This is a genomic window from Nitrobacter sp., assembly GCF_051535215.1.
Lineage (GTDB): Bacteria > Pseudomonadota > Alphaproteobacteria > Rhizobiales > Xanthobacteraceae > Nitrobacter.
The window spans coordinates 554,504-561,210 of the sequence record NZ_JBPPLY010000001.1; the positions used below are offsets into that span (position 1 = coordinate 554,504).

Here is a 6,707-nt window from a genome sequence, read left to right on the forward strand (position 1 = left end):
TTAGCTCCGCGCGCGAGCGTCGACGCCTGTGTCACCCGGTTCTGCCGGGCGGCGACCATTGGTGATACCTAGCGGCCCGGTTTTAGCATTCGCATCCCGCCTTGAGCGAGAGAATCTGCGAGCGTCAAAATCAGGGAACCACCAGCAAAATAAGCTGTCAGCGGAATCCGGATCTGACATTCGCGTCTCGAACCTGCGGGAGGCCGATCCGCTCATGTCAAATCCACATTCCGCGCGTTTTAGCTAGCGCCTTTTTGATTTTGAGGCAATCTCAACCTCAACGAAGGTGCTTCTCCGCAGCGCTGACCACGGCCTCGGCGGTGATGCCGAAATGCTTGTAGAGGTCCTTGGCGGGAGCGCTGTGACCGAAGCTGTGCATGCCGACGAAGAGGCCGTCGGCGCCGATCACGGCGTCCCAGCCGAAGCGTACGGCCGCTTCCACGGCGATCTTGACCGGCGCCTTGCCGATCAGGGCCTGCCGGCGTTCCTCGGGCTGTTCGAGCAGCAGTTCCAGCGAGGGCACCGAGACCACCCGCGACGCGATGCCGCGCCCGGCGAGCTGTTGCTGCGCTGCGACAGCGATCTCGACTTCCGATCCGGAAGCGAAGATCGACACCTTCGCCTCGCCGTTGGCCGCGACCAGCTCATAGGCGCCATGCGCGCAGCGATTGTCCGCATGCGGGGTCTTGCGCACCGGGGTGAGGTTCTGCCGCGACAGCGCCAGGACCGTCGGTCCGTGCTTGCGCTCCAGCGCGAGTTGCCAGCACTCGGCGGTCTCGACCGCGTCGGCGGGGCGGAACACGCGCATGTTCGGCATCGCACGCAGGCTCGCCAGATGCTCCACCGGCTGATGGGTGGGGCCGTCCTCGCCGAGCCCGATGGAGTCGTGGGTCATGATGTAGACCACCGGGATGCTGGCCAGCGCGGACACGCGCATCGCCGGGCGGGCGTAGTCGGCGAAGCACATGAAGGTGCCGCCGGCCGGCGCGAAGCCGCCGTGCAACGCGATGCCGTTCATGGCAGCCGCCATGCCCAGCTCGCGGATGCCGTAATGGATGTAGCGGCCGTCGTCGTGACCGGGCTCGACGTCCTTCATCCCCTTGGTGCGGGTATTATTGGACGGCGTGAGGTCGGCGGAGCCGAGCAGCAGTTCCGGCATTGCCGGCACCAGTACCTCGAGCGCGATTTCACTGGCCTTACGGGTGGCGACCGTCGGCGGTTCGGCGACCAGCTTGTCCTTGAGCTTGCGGATCACCTCGTCGAGGTTCTGCGGCGGTTTGCGGTCGACGGCGCGGCGGGTGAACTCGCCGCGCTCGGCGTCGGACTTCGCCGCGAAGCGCGCGCGCCATTCCTTGTTTTGCCGCTTGCCCTTGCGCCCGGCGCTGCGCCAGGCCTTGAGAACGTCGTCGGGAATCTCGAACGGGCCGTAATCCCAGCCGAGCGCCTTCTTCGCGCCCGCCAGTTCTTCCGCCCCGAGCGCTTCGCCGTGCGCCTTGGACGTGCCGGCCCGGGTGGGGGCGCCGAAGCCGATGATGGTCTTGCAGGCGATCAGCGACGGCTTGTCGGACTTCTGCGCCCGGCGGATGGCGGCTGTGATCGCCTTGGGGTCATGGCCGTCGATCCGTCTGGCGTCCCAACCGCAGGCCTTGAAACGCGCCACCTGATCGACGTCGTCGGTCAGCGAGATCGGGCCGTCGATGGTGATGCCGTTGTCATCGTACAGGAAAATCAGCTTGTTGAGCTTGAGATGGCCTGCCAGCGCGATCGCCTCGTGGCTGATGCCCTCCATCAGATCGCCATCGGAGCACAGCACGTAGGTGTAGTGATCGACGACATCGTGGCCGAACTGGGCGGCCAGCAGGCGTTCGGCGAGCGCGAAGCCGACCGAGGTGGCGACGCCCTGGCCCAGCGGGCCGGTGGTGGTCTCGACGCCCTCGGTGATGAAATTCTCGGGATGGCCCGGCGTCTTGGAGTTGAGCTGCCGGAAATTCTTGATCTGGTCGAGCGTCATCTCCTTGTAGCCGGTCAGGTACAACAGCGCGTAGAGCAGCATCGAGCCGTGGCCGGCGGAGAGGATGAAGCGGTCGCGGTCCGGCCAGTGCGGATCGGTCGCATCGTATTTCAGGAACTTGGTAAACAGCACCGTGGCGATGTCGGCCGTGCCCATGGGGAGGCCGGGGTGGCCCGATTTTGCTTTTTCTACGGCGTCCATCGCGAGCGCGCGGATTGCATTCGCCATACGGGAGGAGTCGACGGTCGGCATGTGGGATATCCGGTCCAGACTAGATGAGGAGGGCTAAACGGTTCGCATTGGAATTCGATGCAGCCCGGCGAGCCGGACTGGCGTGCCGGGGGCATAGCACCTGCGTCGGCGGAGTCCAAGTGCGGGAGACCCCCCTCACAGGGAGAAATGTTTTGCGGTGCATAGCTGCGCTGCGGCGTTGCGCTGGCCTCGTCTGCCACGTAAATTTCAGCCCCTAAGGGCTTGCCGAGCCGTGGCTTTGTAATCCGGCCTACGGCCGGCCAAAAGGCGCGCAGAGCGAACATGAACGATCGACCCGCCAACCGTTCCGCCGGCGCCGAACCGTCCAGTCCTGGCGCGGTCGAAATCGACGCCGCGACCCGGCGACTGACCGCCGCGCTCGATGCGCTGGAAAGGGCGGTGGAGCGGCGGCGCGAGGCGGACCGCAACGAGGACGAACTGGCGAGCCGCATTCAGGCGTTGGGTGCCGACCGCTCGCGGCTCGCGGATGAGCTTGACGGCTCGCTGGTGCGCACGCGAAAGCTCGAACGCGCCAATCGCGAAATCGCCGAAAAGCTCGACGCGGCGATCGGCACCATCCAGTCTGTGCTCGAAGCGGCGGGAGAGACGGGGGAGAAGTCGTGAGCCATGTCAATGTCACCATCAACGGCCGCCAGTACCGGATGGCCTGCGAGGATGGCCAGGAAGAGCGGCTGCAGGCTCTGGCGCGCGATCTGGAAAACCGGATCGGCGAGTTGCGCGGCAAGTTCGGCGAAATCGGCGATCAGCGCCTGGAAGTGATGGCGGCTCTCACGGCCTCCGACGAGTTGTTGGATGCGCACCAGCGCATCCGCGCCCTGGAGGACGAACTCAGCGCATTGGGAGACGTGCGCGCCGCGGCCGCGGAGCGCGCGCGCGCGACGCAAACCGCGGTGGCTGCCGCGTTGAACATGGCGGCGCAGCGGATCGAGAAGACCACGCAGGTCCTGAACCGCACCGTCGGCGGCGGCATCGCCATCGGGTGAAGACTTCGGCCCCGCATCGCGCGGGATATGCCGATAGATGCACGTCGTCGCATGAGACGCCGCTGGCATCCGCGCCCATTCCCGCCTACATTAGCGCTGCGAGGCTGCGCCGCGCGTCAGGAGCCACTATCCCCGGGGCCTTATCGATCCTTAAGGGAACTGTCCCTGGCCGGGTCCGTGGATCCGGACATATGGTGCCCACCTACTTTCGTAGGGAACTCCGGGATCGAGCGCTCCAACGGCGATCGCGGCTTCGCACTTTTCCAGAGCCTCCGTTCGGGCGTCATGCCGCGAAAGCGGCATCGATATTCACGTCATTGGCTCGGGCTGCACTGGATCATCCGCTTTCGCTGATGACGACGGTGAACTAAACATCCGGCATGTCGGTTTCCTCAGGCGTCCCATCCAAAAACGAATTGCGTGCCGCCGCATTGGCTCGTCGCGATGCCTTGAGCGCGGAGCAGCGCGCAGCAGCGGCGTGTGCGATCGCGGCCCTCCTTCCGTCGCTCGAAATAACATCGTCGACTGTCGTCGCCGGTTACGCGCCGATCCGCAGCGAGATCGACCCGGTGCCGCTGATGCAGAGCCTTGCGGCGCGGGGCGCTGCGCTGGCGATGCCAGCGATTGCAGCGCGCAACGCCGCGCTCACGTTTCGGCGGTGGACGCCCGGTGATGCGCTGGTGCGGGGTGTGTTCGGGATTTCCGAGCCGCCCGTCACCGTGGCCGAGGTCGTCCCCGATATTGTGCTGGTGCCGCTCGCCGCATTCGATCGCGCCGGTCATCGCATCGGCTATGGCGCTGGTTATTACGACCGCACGCTCGCGCAGTTGCGTGACAGGAAACCGGTCATCGCCATAGGTCTCGCCTTCGCGGTGCAGGAAATTCCGCAGGTGCCGGCATTGTCCCACGACGTCCGGCTCGATTATGTGCTAACCGAAGCTGGGCTTTTCAGCTTCGGAAAATAGCTGCGTTGACATCGGAACAGTAGAGCCGTGCGTATTCTTTTCATCGGCGACGTCGTCGGCAAGACCGGACGTACCGCCATCAGCGGGCATCTGCCGGCGCTCATTGCCCGGTGGAAGCTCGATCTCGTCATCGTCAACGGCGAGAATGCGGCCGGCGGCTTCGGCATCACCGAGGCGATTTACCAGGAGTTTCTCGACGCGGGCGCCGACGCCGTCACGCTCGGCAACCACGCCTGGAATCAGAAAGAGGCGCTGGTGTTCATCGAGCGCGCGCCGCGGCTCATTCGCCCGCTGAACTTTCCGCGGCATACACCGGGCCGCGGCGCCGCGCTGATCGATACCAGGGACGGCCGCCGCGCGCTTGTCATCAACGCCATGGCGCGCATCTTCATGGAGCCGCTCAACGATCCCTTCCGCGCCATCGATCGCGAGCTTGAAGCCTGTCCGTTGCGTGAGGCGGTGGACGCGATCGTTGTCGATTTCCATGGCGAGGCGACCAGCGAGAAGCAAAGCATGGGTTTCTTCTGCGACGGTCGCGCCAGCCTCGTGGTCGGGACGCACACCCATGTGCCGACGGCGGATCATCGCATCCTTCCCAGTGGCACCGCCTATATGAGCGATGCCGGCATGACCGGCGATTATGACTCCGTGATCGGGATGCAAAGGGAGGAGCCGCTGCGCCGCTTCACCACGGGCATTCCGAGCGGCCGGTTCGAGCCGGCCGGCGGTGTCGCCACCTTGAGCGGCGTTGCGGTCGAGACCGATGACGCGACCGGGCTCGCGCTTCGAATCGCGCCGGTGCGGCTCGGCGGACGGCTGGAGCCGGCGGAGCCGTCGTTCTGGACCTGACGCGGCCGAACCGGGATCGATGGTGCGGATGTTTTCGCGCCAGCCTTTGATTCCGACCGGTCCCGGCTTATAACGCCGCGCCGCTTCCACCTTTGCAGAGGGTACCGGTGTAGCCGCCGGCACCTGCCCCGGATTCGAGAGAGACCTGCCGATGGCCGGACATTCCCAGTTCAAGAACATCATGCATCGCAAGGGCAGGCAGGATGCCCAGAAGTCGAAGCTGTTCAGCAAGCTCGCGCGTGAAATCACGGTGGCGGCCAAGCTCGGCACGCCCGACCCCGCAATGAACGCGCGGCTGCGCGCGGCGGTGATCGCGGCGCGGGCGGAAAACATGCCCAAGGACAATATCGAGCGCGCGATCAAGAAGGCGAGCGGCAATGACGCGGAGACCTATGACGAACTGCGCTACGAAGGCTATGGTCCGGGAGGCGTTGCCGTGATCATGGAAGTCCTGACCGACAACCGCAACCGCGCCGCTTCCGACATCCGCTCCTATTTCACTAAGTCCGGCGGCAACCTGGGCGAAACCGGCTCGGTGTCGTTCATGTTCGACCGGCTCGGGGTGATCGAATACGACGCCGACAAGGCGTCCGCCGACGACATGCTGGAAGCGGCGATCGAGGCCGGCGCCGACGACGTGGCGTCGGGCGAGAGCGGCCACGAGATTTATGCCTCGCAGGACACCTTCCGCGACGTCGCCAGGGCGCTCGAAGGCAGGTTCGGCGAGGCGCGCAAGGTCGCCTTGATCTGGAAGCCGCAGAATACAATCGCCGTCGATGACAATACCGGCGAGAAGCTGCTCAAGCTTATCGATCTTCTCAACGAGCACGACGACGTCCAGAACGTCTACGCCAACTTTGAGGTCTCCGACGCGCTGATGGCGAAGCTCAGCGGGTGAGCCCGATATCTCATGGCAATTTGCGTCGGCGTCCGGCGGCGCGGCTGCTGCTGCTCGACCCCGATCAGCGCTTATTGCTGTTTCGTTTCGCATACAAGGACAGCGCGCAGATCGACAGGACGTACTGGGCGACTCCGGGCGGGGCCGTGGACGAGGGCGAGACCTTCGAGCAGGCGGCGATCAGGGAGTTGTGGGAGGAGACTGGCCTGCGTGTCGCCAGCGTCGGACCGGAAATCGCGCAGCGCCGGTTTGTTCTCGAACTCATCGGCGGCGAGCGTGTGCTGGCGGACGAGCGGTTCTTTCTGGTGAGAACCGGCTTTCATGTTGTTTCCAGCGGAGCATGGACCGAGCTTGAACGCGAGGTGATGGTGGACCATCGCTGGTGGTCGCGCGCCGAACTCGCGAGCCCTGCCGAGCAGGTCTTCCCGGACGATATTATGGACATGCTGACGGCGGCGGCTCCTTGAGAGGCATGTCTTGGCGCGTGCGTCTCGCCCTCGCGCGGGTCGCATCGATTTTCGAACCTCGGTGATCGCGCGATTTTCCCTTGACGGCGTCAGGTTGAAGGATCATGTCAACAAAAGCGGGATGCTGCGGCCTTGGTCGCGCGCCCATCACTGGAACACCCGACATTATGCCAAGCGACAGTCCTGGTAACTTGCCAGGTACCTTGCCAGGTACCTCGCCGACAGCGGCGCCGGTCTGAGAGCTTGATGAGCTCACAAGGC

General features: G+C 65.1%; 7 protein-coding genes and 1 other RNA gene. 7 read left to right on the forward strand and 1 reads right to left on the reverse strand.

Annotated elements, in window-relative coordinates; translation table 11 throughout:
- Nucleotides 1-277: 277 nt before the first annotated feature.
- Nucleotides 278-2,263: a transketolase gene (gene tkt, locus ACS3WB_RS02630; RefSeq protein ID WP_438273996.1), complete on the reverse strand. Its 1,986-nt coding sequence runs from the start codon at nt 2,261-2,263 to the stop codon at nt 278-280.
- A 282-nt stretch (nt 2,264-2,545) separates the two neighbouring features.
- Here tkt and ACS3WB_RS02635 point away from each other — a divergent pair, with 282 nt between their 5' ends.
- From ACS3WB_RS02635 to ACS3WB_RS02665, 7 genes are all read left to right on the forward strand, one after another.
- Nucleotides 2,546-2,887: a DUF4164 domain-containing protein gene (locus tag ACS3WB_RS02635; RefSeq protein WP_438273997.1), complete on the forward strand. Its 342-nt coding sequence runs from the start codon at nt 2,546-2,548 to the stop codon at nt 2,885-2,887.
- Nucleotides 2,884-3,267 carry a cell division protein ZapA gene (locus ACS3WB_RS02640; RefSeq protein ID WP_438273998.1) on the forward strand — a complete coding sequence of 128 codons (384 nt, stop codon included), beginning with the start codon at nt 2,884-2,886 and terminating at the stop codon, nt 3,265-3,267. The genes ACS3WB_RS02635 and ACS3WB_RS02640 overlap by 4 nt, the downstream gene beginning before the upstream one ends.
- Nucleotides 3,268-3,365: 98 nt before the next feature.
- Nucleotides 3,366-3,525, forward strand: a non-coding RNA gene (gene ssrS, locus ACS3WB_RS02645) — 6S RNA.
- A gap of 122 nt (nt 3,526-3,647) precedes the next feature.
- Nucleotides 3,648-4,232 (forward strand): 5-formyltetrahydrofolate cyclo-ligase, encoded by a 585-nt coding sequence (locus ACS3WB_RS02650; protein WP_438273999.1) that lies wholly within the window; start codon nt 3,648-3,650, stop codon nt 4,230-4,232.
- A gap of 27 nt (nt 4,233-4,259) precedes the next feature.
- Complete coding sequence (locus tag ACS3WB_RS02655) at nt 4,260-5,081, forward strand: TIGR00282 family metallophosphoesterase (protein WP_438274000.1); 822 nt, start codon at nt 4,260-4,262, stop codon at nt 5,079-5,081.
- 151 nt (nt 5,082-5,232) lie between these two features.
- On the forward strand, nt 5,233-5,979 hold the full coding sequence (locus tag ACS3WB_RS02660; protein WP_438274001.1) for a YebC/PmpR family DNA-binding transcriptional regulator: 747 nt from the start codon (nt 5,233-5,235) through the stop codon (nt 5,977-5,979).
- On the forward strand, nt 5,976-6,446 hold the full coding sequence (locus ACS3WB_RS02665) for an NUDIX hydrolase (RefSeq protein ID WP_438274002.1): 471 nt from the start codon (nt 5,976-5,978) through the stop codon (nt 6,444-6,446). Before ACS3WB_RS02660 ends, ACS3WB_RS02665 begins: the two co-directional genes overlap by 4 nt.
- Nucleotides 6,447-6,707 lie beyond the last annotated feature (261 nt).